Genomic DNA, 18,947 nt, shown 5'->3' with positions numbered 1-18,947 from the left:
CTGTATCAACCCAGCACGGAGAGTTCCGTCAACCGTCGATGTTCATCCATCGCAAATCGATCGGTCATTCCGGCGATATAATCGGCCACGACGCGCCGACGCCCGTTCTCATCGCCTTGTTGCGCCTTGTCGCGCCAGCCATCGGGCAGCAGGCTCGGATCTTCGGCCAATATCTCGAAAATGGCGGTGAGCGCCAAGCGGGCCTTGCGCGTCATGCGCTTCACCTTCCAGTGACGATACATCCGCGCATAGAGGAATTTACGGATTTCCTTGTTCTCGAGCGCCACCTGCGCGCTGAAACCGACCACCGGTCCGGAAGCCTGCCGGATATCGTCCGAAGAGTCCGGCTTTAACGCAGCCAGATTGGCACGTGTGGTGGTGGTCAGATCGGTCACGAGCACATTGATGACCTGCCGGATCGTCTCGTGCCGGATACGACGCTCACGGTCATAGCGCTCTCCTGCCCGCGCACCGCTCAGGGCGCGCTCATAGGCCTGACCGACAATCGGAAGACCCGCAATATCATCGAAACTCAGCAATCCGGCGCGCAATCCGTCATCCAGGTCATGCCCGTGATAGGCGATATCATCGGCCAGAGCCGCGACCTGCGCCTCGGCCGAGGCGTAGCTGCCATAATCCAGATGATGCTGGGCGTCGTAATCGAGCAGATAAGGGGTGGGCCGCTTGACCGGTCCGTTATGCTTCGCAAGCCCTTCCAGCGTTTCCCAGGTAAGGTTGAGCCCGTCGAAGGCATGATAGCGCCCCTCGAGCAGCGTCACGAGCCGCAGGGACTGTGTGTTGTGATCAAAGCCGCCAAAATCCTGCATGCAGGCTTTCAGTGCGTCCTCGCCCGCATGGCCGAAAGGCGTATGGCCGAGATCATGCGCAAGAGCCAGCGCCTCGGTCAGATCCTCGTCAAGTCTGAGCTGGCGCGCGATCGAACGGGCAATCTGGGCCACTTCGAGCGAATGCGTCAGGCGCGTGCGGAAAAAATCGCCCTCATGATTGATGAAGACCTGCGTCTTGTACTGGAGCGTGCGGAACCCTGCGGAATGGATCACGCGGTCACGATCGCGCTGCCAGGGCGAGCGTGTCGGCGCGTCCTCTTCGGGGTGGAGGCGGCCACGCGCGGTCTCGCGACGCACGGCATAAGGGGCGACATCCTGACTGATCATCCACACTCTCCACTTTGCCCGCTTTAAGAGCGTGGCTGCGCGCATTATATGGGAAAACATGAGCCAGACCACGCCCCCCTCCGACGCAACCCAGACGGGTCGCTTTTCGGTCTCGCCCGGTGCCGCTGCCCGGATTGTCGAGATCATTGCCCAGCAGGACGAGCCCGAGGGGCTGGCCCTGCGCGTGGCGGTGCTCGCGGGCGGGTGCAATGGGTTCCAGTACCAGTTCAAACTGGAAACCGGGCGCGCATCGGATGACGTTGTGATCGATCAGGATGGCGCGACCGTACTTGTCGATCCCGTGAGCCTCGATCTGCTCGAAGGGGCCCAGCTTGAATTCGTGGACAAGCTGATGGGAGCGCATTTCACGGTGACCAACCCCAATGCGGCGTCATCCTGTGGGTGCGGCACGAGCTTTTCCCTCGCATGAGCTTCACGTTTGCGAGCTGGAACGTCAATTCCATACGCCAGCGCGAGAAACACGTGCTCGACTGGCTCGACCGCAAGAAGCCTGACCTGCTCTGCCTTCAGGAATTGAAATGCGAGACGCATCTCTTTCCGGCGAGCTTTGCGGAAGCAGGGTATCATCCGGTGGTCGTGGGGCAGAAAGCCTATAACGGCGTGGCGATGCTCTCACGTACACCGGTCGAGATATCGCATGAGAAGCTTCCTGGCTTCGACCATGACGTGGCGCGCTATGTCGAGATACGCATATCGGGAATGGTGATCGGCAATCTCTATCTGCCCAACGGCAATTCCGGAGGGGCGACGGGTTTTGCCACCAAACTCGAATTCTTCGACGCGCTCGCCCAACGGGCCCAGGCTCTGCTCGATGCAGAGGAAGATTTCCTGTTCACGGGAGATTTCAATGTCTGCCCTACGGACGAGGATTTCGCGCCGGGCGCGCTGAGCCCCGATGACGCCCTTCTGCGCCCAGAGAGCCGGGCGGGATGGCGTCGCCTGCTCTGGCTCGGCCTGACAGACGCCCTCCGTGCGATCCGTCCCACCGGGAGAGACTACACGTTCTATGATTACCAGAACGCCGCCTTTCAGCGGAATGCCGGGTTACGCATCGATCACGCGCTGCTCTCGCCACGCCTGACCGAGCGCCTCGTTTCGGTCACACCCGATCGTGACGAACGGGCAAAGGACCAGCCTTCGGATCATATTCCTCTGGTCGTCACACTGGCCTGAGCAAAAGGCGCGGAAAACTTGTCGGGATCAGATGATCCCGTCACGATCGGCACCACCATGCCCGGCGATGACGCCGCTGATGATCTGCAATGCGGCAGCGAGTTCCGCGCGGCTCCCGGGCGCGCCCAGACACAGCCGAAGTCCGGTATCGGCCTCGCGCGAAACAGCAGAGGCTTCAGGAGGCGTCACCTCCACCCCTGCGCGCAACAGCCGCGCCGTCACGCGTTCGGCTTCGATCGCGGGCATGGGCAGGAAAGCATGGGGCGAGTGCGCGGCACCGGGCCTAGCCACGAGAGCGCCAAGTTCGGTCTGTGTCATGATCCAGCGCGCTGAGGCCTCATGCTGGATCGCGCTTGCCATGACGTCGATGCGGCCATCCTCGACCCATTGCATAAAAATCAGCGCCCCAAGGGCGGGCGGACAATAACCGAAAGCCCTGATCCCTCGAATCAGACGCTCCCTCGGTAATTCGGGAGGCAATGCCAGAAACGCCAACCGGAGACCCGGGCAGATTCCCTTGGACAGGCTGACGAGATAGAGCGTTCGTTCCGGGGCGAAGCTGGCAATTTGCGGTGGGCGCAAAGAATAGGCGTAATACGCATCGTCCTCAAGGATCAGCAGATCCCGCGCGCGCGCGACCCGCGCGATATCCTGACGACGCTGAGCTGACATTGTCCGTGTGGTCGGGTTATGGAGCGTGGGAAGGGTGAACAGCATCCGGCTGCCCGTCTCGGCCGCTGCGCGATCGAGAGCATCGGGACGTATACCCTCCTCATCCATCGCGACCCCATGCAGCCTAAGCCCCAGATGCTCCGCCGCCATGCGCGCGCCGTAGAATGTGGTCGACTCACACAGAACCGTATCACCCGGCCCGCAAAAGGATGAAAACGCCAGCGCAATGCCGTGCTGCCCCCCATTGCACTGGATCAGGTTTTCCGCAGCGACATCGAGGCCATAACTGTCAGCGATCCAACGCGCTGCGGCGTGCCTCACAGGAGCCAGGCCGGGACCCTGAATGTAATGCAGCGCCGGGTCGAGCGCGCCACGCTTCGTGAGCTGAGACAACGCAAGATCGAGCTCGTGGATCAAAGGTACGGGCGGTGGCGTGTTGCACCGTAGATCAATGATCCCGGCCCGCCCCCCGGCGCCGCGCTCGAGGGCAGGCACATCCGGGATAGGAGAAGACGCCCCCCTGACGAAAGACCCCCGACCGACATGCGCCACCAGAAGGCCGCGCCGCTCAGCCTCGGCATAGGCCCGGGTGACGCTTCCAACGCTGACACCGAGGCGAAATGCCAGATCGCGCTGAGGTGGTAGGCGTGCCCCCGCAGCGAGCGCCCCGCACCTGACGTCGGAGGCAATCGCATGGACCAGCCGCTCGTAGAAAGGTGCCGGACCAGCTTCGATTTCAGGATGCCACATCTGAGGATCCACCCTCGCATTGTTATGGTTCAATATACTGATTGCGAGTCATAAAATATAAAGCAGAATAATACAATCGAATCGATTCGTTATGATTGTATCAGTACAATAGAGGAAATCATGAGACATCCCTCTCGAGCGAACAGCGCTTTGCGCTGCCCGCCTGAACCCAGCCCCTTACCTTCAGGGTTTGGTGCCACACGCAGCGCCGTGACGGCATTGCTGATCGCAAGCATGCTCGCGGGTCTCCCCACGCCATGCCATGCAGCCCCGGAGACTGACGAGGACCGCATCGAACGCATTCCCGTCGCCTATGAGGCCACCGATCTCACCGATCCGGTACGCGCCCGGAAGTTGCTCTGGCGTCTGGATAGCGCCTCGATGCAGGCTTGCGGTGCCATGGATGGCATGTCGCTCCCGATGCGGAAAGCGGTCGAACGCTCGGCCTGTCACCGCACAAGCCTGACCGCTTCGGTCTCTTCGCTCCACAGCCCGATATTGTCGCAACTGGCCCAGGACATGATTGGGACGCGCGGCGTCGCACAGGAGGCACCCTGATCATGAAGCTTGCTTTTCATATGGTCGATGTCTTCGCGACTGGCGCTTTCAACGGCAACCCATTGGCGGTTGTCGTCGGCGCGGACACTGTTTCCGATGCACAAATGGCGGCCATCGCCAACTGGACCAATCTCAGTGAGACGAGTTTCCTGCTCGCGCCCCGATCGGACCAGGCCGATTATCGTGTGCGAATCTTCACCCCGCATTCTGAATTGCCGTTTGCCGGGCATCCCACACTTGGCACAGCCCATGTCTGGCAATCGCTCCATGGTGCGGCGAGTAGCGAGCGGATTGTCCAGGAATGCGCCGCAGGGCTCATTTCCCTGCGCCAGACGAGCGAAGGACTGGCTTTCGCGGCACCACCCAGAAAGCGTTCCGGTCCGGCGAGTCCCGCCGAGCTTTCCCGGGCCCTTAACGCCCTCAGACTCCATCCAGATGACATTCTCGATGCGCGATGGGCCGATAACGGGCCGGGATGGCTGGCCCTGCGACTGCGTAGCGGTGCTCAGGTCCTCGCCGTGGAGCCGGATTGGGGCGCGCTGATCGGCCAGAAACTGGGAGTTGTCGGCGCCTGGGAGCCAGCAGAGCACCCCTATGGCGCGCATGTCGAGATCAGGGCTTTTGTGGGGGAAGACCCTGGATATGAGGATCCTGTCACAGGAAGCCTGAATGCGAGTATCGCCCAATGGCTGATTGAGGAGGGCCTGGCCCCCGGCAGCTATATCGCTGCGCAAGGAACGGTTTTGGGCCGCGCCGGTGCTGTCTCTGTCGAAAAACGGGGGGAAACAATCTGGGTGGGTGGACGTACGACAACCCGGGTGACGGGCACGATCGACCTGTGACATGAGACGCCACGGCGCCGCTCCGGCTCTGCCTGTCCCAAGCGGCAACGGACACCTGACCGGTCAGTGGGTCAGCGGGTCTGCGAACATGACGCTGCAGGCAGCGGGGTCAGGCTGTCGATCTGGCCCGAGAGGACATAATCCCCGAAATCGATGAGGAGTTTATCCTCCACACCATTGGTCCAGAGACGATCGCTGTAGGTCGAGTCCGGCAGAAGCGAAGAATCACCCCCGCCAAAGCTCGCAACCGAAACGGGCACGGCCATGCCTTCTGCGAAAGGCGGGCTGTCGAATCCCGGCGTGGCAGGGGCGAGGGTGCCGAGCGTCACGTAGTTGGGCGTTGACCCATCGGCGGATGTGCCGTCAAAAATCTGGCTTTGCAGATGCAAAGCCCCATTATGGGCCGCCTCCAGCAGCGCTCCCGTGAACTGGACCGGAAAAACCGTTGCAGCCGGGAGGGTGATCGTTTTCATGTCGGGCTTGGTGAAATGGACCACCACCTGCCCATGACGTTGACGGATGGCCTCACCTGCCGTCTCGCTGGTCGTTTCCCCATCCTGACTCTGCACCGTGCGGAAAAGGAAGCGACGCCCCTTTTTGTCTTCCAGCGTGGCGGATTGATAGGTCACCACGCTCGTGCTGCCATCGCCGCTCATGATCTGGACTTCCAGCTTCTGGCTGGACGACCAGGAATCGCATGCATCGCGCAGCTGGTAGTTCGCCTTTCCTCCCGCTGCGACCAGCGAGCCTGCTTTGAGTCGGGCGAGGTTGAGCGTGTAGCTGATCTTGTGCGGTAGAAGCGCCCCCGCAACCGGCACGGCATCATGCTGCGGGGAAGCGGCATGCGCGGGGAGTGCGGCAAGGCCGATGACCATAGCCGCAGCGAGGCGTGTCCGTTTCACCCGCGCTTCTCCGTTTTCGCCTCAGGCCTTCTGATCGGCGCCCTTATCGGCATCCGCCCTCTCGCCATCGCCCCTGACCATGGTGGCCTTGGGCTTGGGCGGCAGAATGGCCAGGGAGAGCTCCTTGAGACGGGCAGGCTCGACCGGAGCCGGGGCTTCCATCATCAGGTCTTCGCCGCTCTGATTGAGCGGGAAGAGAATCACCTCACGGATGTTCGGCTCATCGGCCAGCAGCATCACAATACGGTCCACACCCGGAGCCGACCCGCCATGCGGCGGGGCGCCGTAACGGAACGCATTCAGCATACCGCCGAAACGGGCCTCGACCACATCCTCTCCATAGCCGGCAATGGCGAAGGCGCGGATCATGACTTCCGGCAGATGGTTACGAATGGCACCCGAAGACAACTCGATGCCGTTGCAGACGATATCGTACTGATAGGCCTTGATGGTCAGAGGGTCCTGCGAGTTCAACGCCTCAAGCCCGCCCTGCGGCATGGAGAACGGGTTGTGCGAGAAATCGACCTGGCCCGTTTCCTCGTTGCGCTCGAACATCGGGAAATCGACGATCCAGCAGAAGCGGAAGGCATCCTGCTCGATCAGATCGAGTTCCTGAGCAATGCGCGTGCGCACCTGTCCCGAGAATTTGGCAACGGCATCGCCTTCGCCAGCGGCGAAGAACACGGCGTCACCCGCCTTGAGGCCACAGGCTTCACGAATGGCCTCGACGCGATTGGCTTCGAGGTTCTTGGCAATCGGGCCCTTGCCGCCATCTTCCTCGAAGATGATGTAGCCCAGACCACCCGCACCCGCATCACGCGCCCAGCTATTGAGCTTGTCGAAGAAGCCGCGCGGGCGCGTACCGGCACCGGGGGCCGGAATGGCGCGCACCTCGCCGCCATTGGCAGCGATACGGGCAAACAGGCCGAAACCGGAATTGGCGAAAGCCTCGGTGACCGTGCTGATCAGCAGCGGGTTGCGCAGATCGGGCTTGTCGGAGCCGTACAGGCGCATCGCGTCGTCATAGGGGATGCGACGGAACGGCGCTGTATCAACCTTGCGGCCCTGGCCGAATTCGGCAAACAGGCCGCTCAGCACGTCTTCCAGAACCGCAAACACGTCTTCCTGGGTCGCGAAGGCCATTTCAAAATCGAGCTGGTAGAACTCGCCCGGGCTGCGGTCAGCACGTGAGGCTTCATCGCGGAAGCAGGGGGCGATCTGAAAATAGCGATCGAAACCCGCCACCATGGCGAGCTGCTTGAACTGCTGCGGTGCCTGGGGCAGCGCATAGAACTTGCCGGGATGCAGACGCGCCGGGACGAGGAAGTCACGCGCGCCTTCCGGCGAGGAGGCCGTGAGGATGGGCGTCTGGAACTCGGTGAAGCCATGCCCGATCATGCGCGCGCGCATGGAGGCAATGACCGCTGAACGCAGGCGAATATTCGCGGCCATTTTCTCACGACGCAGGTCGAGATAGCGATATTTGAGGCGCAGATCTTCGGGATAGTTCTCGCTGCCAGCGACCTGGAAAGGCAGGACAGCGGCGTGGGAGCGGACCTCGATTTCGCGGGCGCGCAGCTCGATGGCACCGGTGGGCAGGTGCGGGTTGCGCTGGCCTTCCTCGCGCACCACGACCTCGCCCGTGACCGTAATGACGCTCTCAACACGCAGACGCTCGACCGTCTCAAGAAGCGCGGTGCCGGAGGGAATGACGATCTGCGTCATACCGGTCTGATCGCGCAGGTCGATAAACAGGAGGCCGCCATGATCGCGCTTGCTGTGCACCCAGCCAGAAAGACGGACACTCTGCCCGGCGTCACTTTCGCGCAGGGCGCTACAGCTATGGGTGCGATAGGGGTGCATGGGCGTCTTCCTGATTCGTGACCTCGGGGGTGCGGGGGTGTTTCCCCCGCGAATGAAGCGCAGGAAGCCGCTCCACCCCTTCTCTGTCAAGCATCGTCGAAGGTGACGGCCGCCTCGCCCATCTCTTTTGGTCGCGAGGCTGCTGCCAGACCGACTGTTTTATCCTGCGCGACGTACTGCGCCATGAAATCAAAGCTCTGCGCCGAACCATCGATCTGCACGGCGTCGTGCGGCTGCGGCCAACCCAGATATTCGATCTTGCGATCATATTGCTGGGTCCAGAACCAGGGCGTCGGCAGGTCGCCTCCCGGCAAGCCGAGCATGGTGCGCGCGGCAATACGGGCCTGACATTGCGCCGTGCGCCAATGCTCGATGCGATAGCGCTGGCCCTCATGGCTCATGCTCGCAATATCGCCTGCCGCATAGACATGGGCACCGACACGCATCGCCTCGTCGACATCGATCCCGCCCTGATCATTGATGGCGTAGTCCGGCAGGAAATCGAGCACCGGCTCCGCGCCAATCCCGGCAAGGACCAGCGTTGCGCCGATACGCGTCCCGTCATCGAGTTCGACGCCGCTGACCGCCTCCCCTCCCGTGATGGCTTTGACCTTGCGCGAGGGAATGAAGGCCACCCCCTTTTCCTCATGCAGGCTGCGCATGGCGCTCGCGATATCCTTGCCCAGTTGCTTCTCAAAAGGCAGCGCGCTCTGCGACACAACGGTCACCCCCGCACCGCGCTTGCGCAACGCCGCTGCGGCTTCCATACCGATAAAGCCGGACCCGATGACGACAACACTGGTTTTCTCGTCGACCGATGCGATGATCGCACGTGCATCTTCAGCGCCGCGCAACAGCTTCACACCGGGAAGAGCTGCACCGGGAATATCGAGTGCCCGTGCGCGCGATCCAGAGGCGACCAGGATATGATCGGGCGTGAGCGTCTCTCCAGACCCGAGCGAGAGCGTGCGTCCCTCGATATCAAGCTTCGTCACACGGTCGGTAATGCGCTCGATATTATTGGCCTCGTACCAGGATTCCGGGCGCAAGGCAGGTGGGGCCGCATCTTTCTCACCACTGCCGAGCACCATCTTGCTCAGTGCCGTGCGATCATAGGGAAGCTCGGCCTCAGGGCTGATGAGCAGCACGCGTCCGGCATAGCCTTCCTCGCGCAGGGTGACGGCAGCGGCTATCGCGGCTGCACCGGCCCCGATAATCGCAACCGTCTCGTGCTCGCGCATCGGAGCAGGCGGCTCGCGCCTGATAGCCTGCTTGCCCACAAGGACACGCCCGTCATGGACCTCCACCGGGTAGCGGTTCAGGGGATCCAGAGCGGGTGGCGCGATCAGCCTTCCACTTTCTGCGGAGAAACTTGCCTTGTGCCAGGGGCACACCAGCTGCACATCGCCATGCCGTGATTTGCAGGCGACGCCCTGCTCCATAGGCGCACCCTTATGCGGGCATTTGCCGTCGAAGGCGCGTATTCCGTCTGTGGAGCGGTAGAGCACCAGCGCCTTTTCACCGATGCTGACGGGAGTAATGACCTCGAGGGGGAGGTCATCAAGGGCCAGAACATCCGTCCAGTCCAGCAGGTCTTGGCTCATCTTGCATCCAGTTCGATCGGGAATTTCGAAGCGATACCGGATGCAACGTGAGGAATGGGCTCGGGTTGAGGCGGTTCCTGTCTTTCGCCTGAGGAGAGGTGTGATCCCAGCTTCGGAAAATACAAAAACCGGTCGATCCGCCCCCGCTCCTAGCTCAGTAATTCTGTCAGGAAATGGCGCACTTCCAGATTTGTCCGACCGAAGGAGAGCGGCGTGACGCTGACATGATGATCGGCGATCGCTCTCGTTTCCGTACCGGGGGCATCGCTTTCGTGATCGCGTCGCAGATGGAGCCAGTGATAAGCCATGCGGCGTACATCCTCGCGTGCAACGATATCGATATCGCGCAGCAATCCCCTGCCCTGCTCGGTCACCACGAGTCCCTTGGCATCCTGAACGTCACAAGCGGGGAAATTCACATTGAGGCAGCAGGGTTCAGGCAGAACGTGGGAGGCGAGCTGGCGGATGATATCAGGCGCGAGAACACGTGCCGTCTCCCACGGCACCTCTTTCATCGGGCTGAAAGCCTGGCTGAGGGCAAAAGCAGGCAGGCCAAGCAGCATGGCGGTCATCGCGGCGCCGACCGTACCCGAAAACACGGTTTCGACCCCCAGATTGGCGCCGCGATTGATACCGGACAGGACGAGGCTCGGCGGTGCATCACCCAGGATCTGCCGTGCGGCAATCGCCACGCAATCACCCGGCGTACCATTCACGTAAAAGCGCCGCGGGCCATGTTGATGGACGCGTAGCGGGTCATGCAGGCTGAGCGCGTGGGAGATTCCGCTCTGATCACGCGCAGGCGCCACGACCCAGACATCATCGGAGAGAAGAGATGCGACCTCGAAAAGCACCGAGAGGCCGGGCGCATCGATCCCATCGTCATTGGTCAGAAGAATTCGGCGAAAAAGGGGAGAACTCATGGCATGCGTCCTTTGACTGAGAGACGGAACAGGCAGGGCCAGCGCTCCCCGGAGTCTGGCACAGCGGACGCACCGGCAAAAGAAAACCCGGCACCAAGGCCGGGTTTTCACTGATCAAGTCGGCGAGATTTACCGTGTCGACGGGGTTTCAGAAGGAGTCGTCGCCCCAGCCACCGCCGCTATCGCCGCCCCAGTCACCCCCATTGTCGCCGCCACCATTGCCCCAGTTATCGGCGTCATAAGACTGGCCCGCATCCTGGCCGCTCCCCGCAAAGGGATCGTTTCCAGCACCTGCGCCATAGTTGTTGTTGATGATCGTCTCACCCCCGCCAAAACCTCCGGCAGCATCACCGCCATGATGGCCCGAGAACAGGCTCTCAATGGCATTGGCCGCCAGCATACCCCCGGCAACACCTGTGGCCGTTGTAAGGGCCGATCCGAGAAAACCCGATCCGCGCTGCTGGAACATGCCGGGTGAGTAGCCCGGGGGCAGATTGGCCTGCGGCGGGGGAGCATAACCGTAATTCTGCCCATACCCTTGCTGCGGCCCCGGCTGCGGCTGACCGCCCCAGCCCGGCGGCGGGCCAGCCTGCTGCGTACGATTACCCCCACCACTGAATAATCCGCCAAACAGGCCGCCGCCGCCCTGCGGGCGCTGCTGCTGAGCCTGCTGCAGTTGGGACTGCGCCTGCTGGAGCTGGAATTCGAGCTGACGGATGCGATTCTGCGCTTCGGCCAGCGCCACCTCCTGCACCACGGCCATCTGGGTCACGCGGTAACGGGCTTCGGGATATTTCTGGAAATTCTCCCCGATCCAGCGATCAGCTTCCTGATCGATGGGCGGCAGATTGGCCGGGGCCTGAGAGCCACCGAACCCGCTATTCGGCGCCCCGCCGACACGGGCGACGAACTGCGAAATAAGATCACGCTCTTGCTGGTTCATGGGGATGACTCTCCATCCGGTCAAAATGATAACGCCACATAATGTGGTCGGAGCCCGAAAGAGTTGCAAGAGGCGCGCATCACCGCATCAAGCTGTTCGAGTGCGAACTGCCTGCGCTCCTTATGAGAACATGACGGTAGCGGCGACGCCGATGCCCGCGAAGAAGATGTCGGCGCATCAGTCATCGCATGGCGCGACCGGCCATGAGTCCCATCCCCTGTAAAGAAGTGCGTCGGGCATATGGCTACCGACAGCCCAAAGTCTGAAAACTCGTCATAGACGGTGATCCCCCAGGAACGGACACGGTCCTCCTCTTCGGGCCGTTTCCATGGCCAGACGCGTTCATGGAACTGCGGAAGCGTCGCCCGGACCGGAGCCGATCCTGCGTACGGGTGCGCCTATACAACTGATGAGCCCAGCATCGAAACCCAAGCGACCGCGAACCTCTCTTTCAGGAGATGCGGTTATATCTCGGCCAGGGCCTGTCACGCTGTCAGACGTCTTATTTCTGTCTAGGCTTTGGACTGAAAACTATCTGGGACAAACCACAAGACCGTTACGTTGGCGCGAGATTGGCTTGTTCCCGCCATCGGGGTAGAACGGACCGACTGAACAAGACCGGAGCCTCGATCCTTGACCCCCTTGCCCGAAAACGGCGGACGCCCCCTTTCCTTTCAGGATCTGATCCTGCGCCTGCATCAGTTCTGGTCGGCACAGGGCTGCGCCCTGCTCCAGCCTTATGATACCGAACTGGGTGCGGGTACGCTCTCGCCGCATACGACGCTGCGGGCATTGGGGCGCAAGCCGTGGAAGGCCGCCTATGTGCAGCCCTGCCGTCGGCCCTCAGACGGGCGCTATGGTGAGAACCCGAACCGGCTCCAGCATTATTATCAGTATCAGGTGCTACTCAAGCCGACGCCTGAAGACAGCCAGCGTCTGCTGCTCGACAGCTACCGGGCCATTGGCATCGACCCGGAAAAGCACGATATCCGCTTTGTCGAGGATGACTGGGAAAACCCGACCATCGGCGCCTGGGGGCTGGGCTGGGAAGTCTGGTGCGACGGCATGGAAGTCACGCAGTTCACCTATTTCCAGCAGGTTGGCGGCATTCCGACCGTCGTTCCCTCGACCGAACTGACCTACGGGCTTGAGCGTCTGGCCATGTATGTGCAGGGGGTCGAGAACGTCTATGACCTCGACTTCAATGGTCAAGGCCTGAAATACGGCGACGTCTTCCTGCGCGCCGAGCAGGATTATTCACGCCATAATTTCGAGCTGGCCGATACCGAAATGCTGATGCGCCATTTTCGCGATGCCGAAGCGGAATCCGTGCGTCTGGCTGAGGCGGGCGTGGCCCAGCCCGCCTATGACCAGTGCGTCAAGGCCAGCCATCTGTTCAACCTGCTCGACTCACGCGGTGTCATTTCGGTGTCCGAGCGCGCCTCCTATATCGGGCGCGTGCGAAATCTCGCGAAGCTCTGCTGCGAAACCTGGCTTGCTGGCGACGAGGAGTCGAAATAATGGCCGAATTCCTTCTCGTTCTCGAATGCGAGGAAATTCCTGCCCGCATGCAGGAAAGCGCCGGTCAGGATCTGGCGCGTCTCGTTTCCGAAGCCCTCTCTCTCCTCTCCCCTTCGGACATCACCCCGTTCTGGGGTGCACGCCGCATCGGCGTGGTCATGCAGATTGCCGAGCACATTGCCGAAACCACCCAATCAGAGCGCGGTCCGCGTGAGACGGCGCCCGAGCAGGCTTTGGCGGGTTTTCTGCGCAAGCACGGTGCCGAACGCGATGCGCTGGTGCTCGAAAACGGTTTCTGGGTGCTCAATCGCACGCTGCCCGCCATCAGTGCCGCCCAGCAGATTGCCGCAACACTCCCTGCCCTGCTCTGGCGCTTTCCCTGGCCCAAATCCATGCGCTGGGGCCGTGGCAGCCTGTTCACCTGGGTGCGCCCCTTGCGTCGCATTGTATGTCTGCTCGACGGGACTCTCGTGCCTTTCACCCTGGCGACCGAGAGTGATGACGCCCATGGTCTGACCTCCGACGCGCAGAGCGAAGGCCATCGTTTCATGGCGCCGGGCGTGTTTACCGTCTCCTCCTACGCCCAGCTCACCTCCGAACTTCTCGCCCGCAATGTCGTGCTCGACCCGGAAAAGCGCCTGTCAATCATCCGCGATAGTCTCAAGGCACAGGCCGACAAGGCCGGTCTCACGCTTGTCGAGGATGAGAAGCTGGTTGAGGAAGTGTCGGGCCTGGCCGAGTGGCCGGTCGCGCTCCTTGGCCGGATCGATGAGGCCTATATGGACCTGCCGCCTGAGGTGATGCAGGTCTCCATGCGCATCAACCAGCGCTACTTTGCCCTGCGCAGCGCAGACGGAACGGCAGCCCCGCATTTTGCCTTCATCGCCAATATGGATTTTGCCGATGGTGGCGCGCTGACCGTGGCTGGCAATGAGCGCGTGCTGCGCGCCCGTTTTGCCGATGCGCGGCATTTCTGGGATCTGGATCGCAAGACCAAACTGGCGGAACGCGTTGCTGCGCTGGATGGTGTGACCTTCCATGCCCGTCTGGGCAGCCAGGGCGCACGCGTTCGACGCATCGTCGCGCTCGCTGGTACTGTGGCAAAGGCCATGGGTCTCGATGCGCAAGCCCAGGCTCAGGCCCAGCGCGCGGCATTGCTGGCCAAGGCCGATCTGACGACCGGCATGGTCGGGGAGTTCCCGGAGCTCCAGGGCGTGATGGGCGGCTATTATGCCCGTCATGACCATGAGGCAGAGGCTGTGGCCAATGCGGTGGCCGAGCACTACATGCCTCGCGGGCTGAGCGATGCCACGCCCCACGCACCGGTCTCGGTGGCCGTCGCGCTCGCCGATCGTCTGGATCTGCTGACCGCCTTTTTCGCCATGGGTGAAACGCCGAGCGGCTCGGGCGACCCCTATGCGCTGCGTCGTGCAGCGCTCGGAATCATCCGCATCATCCGCGATAACGGGCTGCGCCTCGATCTGATCCCGCTCATCGCCGAGGCCGCGCGGAACCTCCCCGAGACTCTGCGTGAAGGGGGGGAGCTTCCGGCCCTGCCCGGCTTCCTGGCAGAGCGCCTGCGCGTTCAGTTGCGCGGCGAAGGCGAGCGTCATGACGTACTTGCAGCCACGCTGGCGGGCGGGCTTGATGGCGATCTGGTGCGACTGCTGGCACGCACCAGCGCTCTGGCCGAAATGATCGGGACCGATGACGGGCGTAACCTGCTGGCCGCGAGCAAGCGCGCTGCCAATATCCTGCGCATCGAGAACCGCAAGGACGGCCCGCACGAGGGCACGCCCGATGCATCCCTATTCGAACAGGATGAGGAACGCGCTCTGGGCGAGGCGCTCTTCGCCGCGCATGACGCGATCCACGCGGCACTGGGCGAGGAACGCTTTGCCGAAGCCATGGTCGCAGCTGCGGCGCTGCGTCCTGCGCTGGACAAGTTCTTCGAGGTCGTGACGGTTAATGACCCCGAGCCGGCACGGCGCCTGAATCGCCTCCGCCTGCTGGCCCATATTGGTGCAACGCTCGCCGAGATTGCGGATTTCAGCCAGATCGAGGGCTGAAACAATCAGGATCTCTGGCAATCGCATTGCCGGGGGCCCCTGTAGCCCTGCCGCATGCTGCGGCAGGGTTACCTCAATTCAGGCGCAGAACCTGGGTGCCTCGATAACAGGGTCGACGCGGTAAGGAACCGTGCCTGTTACCTCGATATCGAGCAGCGCGGGCACCGTCGCTGTCACGGAAGGCAGGTTCAGAAGCGCATAGCCCTCCGTCCAGCGCCCCAGTTCACAAAGCTCCGCAAACCAGCCCTCACGCTCGACCCCATCCAGATGGGTCCTGATCGGCAGCGCACGATCGGCAATCTGCAGGCTCACTTCACCGATACACACACCAAAGCGACGACGATCATCGACCCAGGGACCGATGAAGTCACAAGGCCGCGCCTGATGGGAAGCCAGACGTACAAACCGGACACCAGCCGGCAGGCTGAAGCGGCGACGTGCACCTTCGATCGCGATCGGATCGATGCGGGTTCCATTCTCGAGGATCAGGCAGAAATCGGGATCCTCCGTCATGGCACCGGATCCCTGCAGCTTACTCTGGAAGCCGAGCGACAACGCTCGCGCGACGAGTTTCTCATGGACAGGCTGTACGAAATCGCAGGCCACATTCAGTGGAAGAGCCGCGTCAGAATGCCAGTCACCCGGGATCTCCATGATACGTCCGGGGATCGAGGCCTGATGGGTGAACTGGCGTCGATGGCCGGTATTCAGATAGCTTTCCGTTGGGGTGTTATTGGCCAGGATGATGGCATGCCGCTCCATCTCGATATGGTAGTAGTGATAGATCGGCCGGGTGGTGTCGTAATAGATGCTCGTGCCGTTCACCAGCATACGCAGCGGAATGAATGCTCCCTCGAAAGGCATGCAATGTTCGCTCGTCATGTACAGATCGCGGGAGGGCACGCCGTCGGCCAGCGCATTCTTGCGGATACATACCGGATATCCGGCCTGATCGAGCGGCAGGTAGGGCTGATGCTGGTTCTGGCGCGAACCGATCCAGGAGATTTTCTGCGTGAACCGATGGTCCCCATCGAGACAAATGACCTCATCCCCGATCTGTAGATTTTCGACCGCAACCTCTCCCTGGGCAGTCTGGATAAGCGTCCCGGCGAGAAAGCAGGGATCAAGCGCCACATGATCCAGCATGAGCACCCCGCCCTGCCCGACGACGGGCGATGTCAGGGTTGCACCCGGCCCCGCCGAGAGGATCGCTCCGCTGCCCACCGAGGGAGACTGGACGTAGCCACCAGACGCCACAGTCACACGATCGACGTTGTATCCGCTATTGAACCAGGTGTCGTTCATGGAACTGCCCCCGGCTGCAATGGTCATGGGTACGGAGTTGAACTGGTTGCCGAGTGTGGTCCCCCCATCAAGCACGGAGACCGTGCCGTTGCGGATATAGGAGGCCATCAGCGTACCACCATTGGAAACATAGACGCTCACCAGATAGCCGGAGAGGTTCAAGGCGGTCGCACCACTCATGACATAGAGGGTCGCGCCGTTACCCAGAGCGACGGAGTCCGAAACGACTTTTGTGCCGCTCTGATAGACTGTCTGACCCCACTCGTCCGCGACGGCCGACCATGTTCCGGTAAGGGTTACCGCGCCGTTTGGTTCTGGTGCGGGCGGCACCCAGACATCGCCATTCATGGGAGAGGACGTAACGAAGACCCCCGCAGAGTCGACACTCACGTTGCCAAGATTGACGCCCGACTGAACGACCATCGATCCGCCATTGCCAATAGTGACGCCCTCCAGCGTTGCGCCAGCATAGACGGAGGTCACATCCACATTATAGCCGCTGTTATACCAGTTATCAGCCACTGACGAGGCGCCGGAGGAGATCGTGACAGGCGTGGAATTGAAGCCATTATTGATGGACGATGCGCCCGAGGCCAGCGTCACACTGCCATTGGCGATACGGGAAGCCGTCAGAGTGCCCCCGCTCTGGACGGTCACGGTTATCGCGGTCCCGTAGATCGAGGACGCCGTTGCACCGGGACCGACAGTTAGAAAGGCGCTTTGTGCCATGGCGACGGGCCAGCTGAAACTGGTAGTTCCACTGGTATAGACTGTCGCCCCCTCATCATAGACGGCCGTCCATCTGCCTGCGAGGAGCGGCGTGTTGTCGTAGCTGCTTCCGTCAATCATCATACCCGTGAAATATTGGGAGCCGGAGACCAGAGTCCCCCCCGACGTCGCACGATACTGGTCGACCGTACCGCTCGCAAAAGACGCCGAACCGCCCTTGTAGACGGTGATATCGCTACCCTGCGCACCGGAGCTGACGGTGACGGAGCCACCCTGATCGACCACGGCCCCCCAGACCGAGGCACCGGATTGGAAAACCGCCGCGTCGACATTGTAGCCGCTATTGTACCAGCGATCTGCCAATGATGAGGCGCCGCTGCCATAGGTGGTCGTCGTGGAATTGAGATAATTGCCGGTGGTCGAGCCACCGCTGGCAACGGTGAGGGTGCCGTTCTCGATGGTCGATTGATAGAGAGCCCCCCCGTTCAGGACCTGGACTGTGGTGGCAACGGCCTTGATCGCCGCAACCTGAGCGCCGCTGCTGATATACAGCGTCGCCCCTGACGCGAAGGTGACAGGCCACTGCACCGAAACCGAACCGCTCCTGAAAATGGTTGTCCCAACGGAGTCTATTGCTGACCAGACACCGCTCAGGACGCGGGTGTTATCATAGCTGTTGTCGCCTACCAGAATACCGGAATAGGTCATGGTTCCGGAAACGACCTTGCCGCCCGGGGCCGCCGTATAATTCTCGACACTGCCTGCGCTGAAAGTGGCCGTACCGGTACCCGAGACATAAATGTCATTCCCGGTCGCGCCTGTCTGGACCGACAGACTTCCACCATTCAGAACCTGGGCACCACTGATGCTTGCTCCAGACTGAAACGTCGCGACATTGATATCGTAGCCGCTATTATACCAGACGTCGTTGAATGAGCTGCCCCCGCTCGCAACAGTCGTTGCGGTAGAGTTGAGAGCATTATTGGTCGAAGCCCCCCCTGCAGCGATCCTGACCGAACCGTTGATGATCACGGACGAGTCCAGATTACCCCCCGCCTCGATCACAACACTGACGAGATAGCCCGAGAGCTGAGACGCCACGGCCCCGTTCTTGATGTAAAGGACAGCGCTCGTACCAAGCACGGCCGGACCGGACACGATCACGGTGCCACTTTGATAGACTGTACCTCCATCAAGGTTCACCGCCGACCATGTCCCGCTCAGAACACTCGCATTGACAAGTTCAGTGCCGTTGACGGTAGAGCCGGAATAAAATGCTGTGCCCGACTGAACGTAGCCACCCGACATTGCCGTGAAACCATCGGTCGTTCCGGAGGCAAGGATCGCTGACCCACCCGCCGAAACAACAACTCCTGCGGCACTGCCACCACTGGAAACGCGCAGATACCCTCCCTTGAGGATCTGGCTCTGCATGATCGATGCTCCGGCGGCAACGGTCACCCAGTTGGCGTCATACCCGCTATTGAACCAGGTATCATTATAGGATTGGGCGCCGGAGCCGAGGGTCGTCTCGGTCGAATTCAGATTGTTGGTCTGGATGATCCCACCCGAGGCCACTGTGAGCGTCGAGTCATCGAGTTGGGAGTTTGCCAGCACACCCCCAGCAGCGACGGAAACACTCCCCTTCACAGCTGTCAGGCCATCGACAAAAGCCCCACTCGTGATCTTGAGCGACGCGCCGCTCCCGAGTGAAACCTGATCACGCACCCGAGCCGTGCCGCTCACGTAAACGGTTGCGTAACCATCAGATACAGCGGACCACGTTCCGCGCAATACGTAAGCCAAAGGGCTTTCTCCCGACTTTATTGATTCGGGGAACTCCTTGCATAATCTGAACGAGCACTCATTAACCGGACCGTTATCTGCGTCGGTAATT

General features: G+C 61.6%; 14 protein-coding genes. 6 read left to right on the top strand and 8 right to left on the bottom strand.

What is annotated here, in order from left to right; translation table 11 throughout:
- Positions 1-5: 5 nt before the first annotated feature.
- Positions 6-1,175, bottom strand: a complete 1,170-nt coding sequence (locus WFJ47_RS04135; protein ID WP_336761038.1) for a deoxyguanosinetriphosphate triphosphohydrolase — start codon at positions 1,173-1,175, stop codon at positions 6-8.
- Positions 1,176-1,233: 58 nt separating this feature from the next.
- On the opposite strand from WFJ47_RS04135, the gene WFJ47_RS04130 reads away from it, so the two are divergent.
- Complete coding sequence (locus WFJ47_RS04130) at positions 1,234-1,605, top strand: iron-sulfur cluster assembly accessory protein (protein WP_336761037.1); 372 nt, start codon at positions 1,234-1,236, stop codon at positions 1,603-1,605.
- Positions 1,602-2,369, top strand: a complete 768-nt coding sequence (gene xth / locus WFJ47_RS04125) for an exodeoxyribonuclease III (RefSeq protein ID WP_336761036.1) — start codon at positions 1,602-1,604, stop codon at positions 2,367-2,369. Before WFJ47_RS04130 ends, xth begins: the two co-directional genes overlap by 4 nt.
- Positions 2,370-2,396: 27 nt before the next feature.
- Here xth and WFJ47_RS04120 read toward each other — a convergent pair whose 3' ends face one another.
- A complete protein-coding gene (locus WFJ47_RS04120) occupies positions 2,397-3,791 on the bottom strand; it encodes a PLP-dependent aminotransferase family protein (RefSeq protein ID WP_336761035.1) in 1,395 nt (464 codons plus the stop codon).
- 120 nt (positions 3,792-3,911) lie between these two features.
- On the opposite strand from WFJ47_RS04120, the gene WFJ47_RS04115 reads away from it, so the two are divergent.
- Complete coding sequence (locus tag WFJ47_RS04115; RefSeq protein ID WP_336761033.1) at positions 3,912-4,349, top strand: UrcA family protein; 438 nt, start codon at positions 3,912-3,914, stop codon at positions 4,347-4,349.
- 2 nt (positions 4,350-4,351) lie between these two features.
- A complete protein-coding gene (locus WFJ47_RS04110) occupies positions 4,352-5,191 on the top strand; it encodes a PhzF family phenazine biosynthesis protein (RefSeq protein WP_336761032.1) in 840 nt (279 codons plus the stop codon).
- 71 nt (positions 5,192-5,262) lie between these two features.
- Here WFJ47_RS04110 and WFJ47_RS04105 read toward each other — a convergent pair whose 3' ends face one another.
- The 5 genes from WFJ47_RS04105 to WFJ47_RS04085 form a co-directional block, all read right to left on the bottom strand.
- Complete coding sequence (locus WFJ47_RS04105; RefSeq protein WP_336761030.1) at positions 5,263-6,093, bottom strand: EipB family protein; 831 nt, start codon at positions 6,091-6,093, stop codon at positions 5,263-5,265.
- A gap of 21 nt (positions 6,094-6,114) precedes the next feature.
- Positions 6,115-7,956, bottom strand: a complete 1,842-nt coding sequence (gene aspS / locus WFJ47_RS04100; RefSeq protein ID WP_336761029.1) for an aspartate--tRNA ligase — start codon at positions 7,954-7,956, stop codon at positions 6,115-6,117.
- Between the two features lie 86 nt (positions 7,957-8,042).
- A complete protein-coding gene (locus WFJ47_RS04095) occupies positions 8,043-9,560 on the bottom strand; it encodes an FAD-dependent oxidoreductase (protein WP_336761028.1) in 1,518 nt (505 codons plus the stop codon).
- Between the two features lie 149 nt (positions 9,561-9,709).
- Positions 9,710-10,483 (bottom strand): 5'/3'-nucleotidase SurE, encoded by a 774-nt coding sequence (gene surE, locus WFJ47_RS04090; protein ID WP_336761026.1) that lies wholly within the window; start codon positions 10,481-10,483, stop codon positions 9,710-9,712.
- 148 nt (positions 10,484-10,631) lie between these two features.
- Positions 10,632-11,426, bottom strand: coding sequence for a DUF2076 domain-containing protein (locus WFJ47_RS04085; RefSeq protein ID WP_336761024.1), 795 nt, complete (start codon positions 11,424-11,426; stop codon positions 10,632-10,634).
- A 633-nt stretch (positions 11,427-12,059) separates the two neighbouring features.
- On the opposite strand from WFJ47_RS04085, the gene WFJ47_RS04080 reads away from it, so the two are divergent.
- Both WFJ47_RS04080 and glyS read left to right on the top strand, forming a co-directional pair.
- Positions 12,060-12,947: a glycine--tRNA ligase subunit alpha gene (locus WFJ47_RS04080; RefSeq protein WP_031240773.1), complete on the top strand. Its 888-nt coding sequence runs from the start codon at positions 12,060-12,062 to the stop codon at positions 12,945-12,947.
- Positions 12,947-15,016, top strand: coding sequence for a glycine--tRNA ligase subunit beta (glyS, locus tag WFJ47_RS04075; protein WP_336761022.1), 2,070 nt, complete (start codon positions 12,947-12,949; stop codon positions 15,014-15,016). The genes WFJ47_RS04080 and glyS overlap by 1 nt, the downstream gene beginning before the upstream one ends.
- Positions 15,017-15,094: 78 nt before the next feature.
- Here glyS and WFJ47_RS04070 read toward each other — a convergent pair whose 3' ends face one another.
- The gene (locus WFJ47_RS04070) at positions 15,095-18,856 is read right to left on the bottom strand and encodes a Hint domain-containing protein (protein ID WP_336761020.1); all 3,762 of its coding nucleotides are present in this window, start codon (positions 18,854-18,856) and stop codon (positions 15,095-15,097) included.
- Positions 18,857-18,947 lie beyond the last annotated feature (91 nt).

It is taken from the genome of Asaia sp. VD9 (genome assembly GCF_037150015.1).
GTDB lineage: Bacteria > Pseudomonadota > Alphaproteobacteria > Acetobacterales > Acetobacteraceae > Asaia.
The sequence above is the reverse complement of the archived record's forward strand: the minus strand, read 5'-3'. Positions and strand labels throughout refer to the sequence as shown.